Genomic DNA, 2374 nt, shown 5'->3' with positions numbered 1-2374 from the left:
AATTCAAGCCCCTTCCCCCTTAACAAGAAAAATCAAAATACTAAAAATACAGCAAAAAGAAACCAAAATGCAAAATTTAAACGAATTATTAAACCTAGCCAAGCTTGCAGCCATCAAAGCAGGCGACGAGATAATGAAATTTTACGCCCACAAGGGCTTTGACGACGAGACTTTAGCAGCTCGTTCGACCTTGAGCGAAAGCGTATGCGGTAAAAACGGCCGGGATTTCGAGGTAAATTTAAAAACCGATCATTCGCCCGTGACCTCAGCCGACCTTGCTGCAAACGCTGCGATATTTGAAACGCTAAAAAGCTCACAAATTCCGATCTGCTCGGAGGAAAAGATTTTGGGCGAGTCCGCGCGGACCTTTTGGCTCATCGATCCGCTAGACGGCACGAAGGATTTTATCAGCGGTAGCGGCGAGTTTTGCGTCTGTATCGCGCTCATAGAGGACGGTCGCCCTGCGCTCGGCGTTATCTACGTGCCCGTTACTGGCGAAATTTATAGCGCGGCAAAGGGCGGACAAACGCAAAAAGAGCTTTACGAAAACGGCGCGTTTATCCCGCAAACTCTAGCCGCAAAAGAGCGTGCGCCGCAAACGATAATCAGCGGTAAACGCGGCAAAAACGTAACGGCGGGCAAGCTCGCGACCGCTCTAAATTTTGACATCGCGCGACTAAGCTCGGCGATCAAATACTGCCGCATCGCCGAAAATATCGCGGGTGCATATATGCGCTACTCGCCAAGCTCTATCTGGGACAACGCCGCTGGCGAGATGATCGCTGCGGGGGCGGGTGCAAAGATGATCGATCTAGCGACGCTAAAAGCGCCGATCTACGACGCAGCCTCGCTAAAAAATAACGAATTTATAGTCATCGCAAAGGATTTTTTAGACCGCGAGGATGAAATTTTACGAGCGATAAAAGAGCTAAACTTATAAACCAAAAGGCGACTCGCCGCATTTCAAATTTAAACGGCTCAAGTAAATACATTATATAGCAACGCCGAATTTAAGACCTGCTAGACGAGAGTCGATAAATTTCATTTAAAATTTAGCTAAAATCGTAGTCAAATTTCAAGCCCTAAGTCACCAAACGTTTAAAGGAAACAATTGTTAAAAATCATAAAATCAGTTCTTAGCGTCATTTTCCAGGCTAGAATTTTATTTATACTTTTTTACTTTTGCGCCTTCGTTACTTTTGCGCCCATGGCGTCTATTTTGGGCGCGGAGACGAGCCAAATGACTCTTTCTGTGCTATTTAACCCGCTCACGATACTATCTTGCGCATTGCTTGCTGTTTATATCGGCTTTAGAGTCGCAGCATATAAAAATCACGGCATAGATTGCAAAATGGACGCCGTATTTTTCTTCGCTTTGAGCTGGGTATTTTTTATGCTGTTTTGCTTGGCGACGCTTCTTGCGACCATTTTATTTTTGGAAGATTTTAGAAGCTTGCCGTCGCGAGAATTTTGTTCGTTACTTTTGGTGATGGCGATTTTTGCAGCATGGCGCACGCTTAAGAGCTCGGAATACAAATTAAGCGTATTTTACGAGCGAAAAGCCGGCGCAAAAACAAGCATAGTCAAAATCTTAATTTATTCAGTCTTAGCGTTTGCGGCGATTGTCGCGGTATTTTTTTAGCGAAACGATTTTAGATTCTATAAATTTGGCGTGCTTTATACTCGCTCGCTCGCAACAGCGCCACAAAAAGCTAAATTTGGGGTAATAATCGCCAAATTTGAGCTAAAAAGCAAATTTAGCCAAAAGCCGAAACTAAATCCTCGTTAGCTCGCTTCTAGGGCTAGCCTGCAGATCAAGCCCCGCAAACTCGCCGTGCAGGTATTTCTCGCGTCCCGCGCGCGCGATCATAGCAGCATTATCGGAGCAAAACTCTAGCGGCGCACAGATGAGCTCGCAGCCGTATTTATCGCATAAAGCCTTTAGGCGGGAGCGCAGATTTAGATTCGCGCTCGCTCCGCCCACGACGCCAAAACGCTCAAATTTGCGCTGGGCAAAGATCTTTTCCAGCTTGTTTAATATGTGCTTACAGGCGGTATTTTCAAAGGCAAAGCAGATATCCGCGATCTCCTGCGCGCCGAGATTTCCACTTGCGGCGAGCTTTTCGGTTTCGACGCGAACCTGATTTTTGAGTCCCGAGAAGCTATACGCCGTGCGCGCATCGCCCAGCAGCGGCACGGTAAATTTAAACCTCTCGCGCCCGATCTTTGCCGCCTTTTCGACCGCTACGCCGCCCGGATACCCCAGCCCCAGCATCTTTGCGACCTTGTCAAAGCTCTCGCCAAAGCTATCGTCCATCGTCGCAGCCAGCACGCTCACGGCCCCGTCCGCGCCGATATCTAGCACCATCGTGTG

The 2374-nt window shown here is 47.6% G+C and carries 3 protein-coding genes; 2 read left to right on the top strand and 1 reads right to left on the bottom strand.

From position 1 onward, the window contains the following. Nucleotides 1-940: 3'(2'),5'-bisphosphate nucleotidase CysQ family protein (locus H740_RS07740; RefSeq protein ID WP_231679333.1), on the top strand; the 940-nt coding region annotated here is incomplete at its 5' end. A 171-nt stretch (nucleotides 941-1111) separates the two neighbouring features. Beyond that, nucleotides 1112-1642, top strand: coding sequence for a hypothetical protein (locus tag H740_RS07735; protein ID WP_002953003.1), 531 nt, complete (start codon nucleotides 1112-1114; stop codon nucleotides 1640-1642). Nucleotides 1643-1774: 132 nt separating this feature from the next. On the opposite strand, the gene H740_RS07730 is transcribed toward H740_RS07735, so the two are convergent. Further along, nucleotides 1775-2374 (bottom strand): tRNA (adenosine(37)-N6)-threonylcarbamoyltransferase complex transferase subunit TsaD (locus H740_RS07730; RefSeq protein ID WP_002953001.1); only part of this gene is annotated, 600 nt, incomplete at its 5' end.

This window comes from Campylobacter showae CC57C, from assembly GCF_000344295.2.
Lineage (GTDB): Bacteria > Campylobacterota > Campylobacteria > Campylobacterales > Campylobacteraceae > Campylobacter_A > Campylobacter_A showae_B.
Note: the sequence above shows the minus strand (reverse complement) of the source record. Positions and strands in the feature narration are given on the sequence as shown.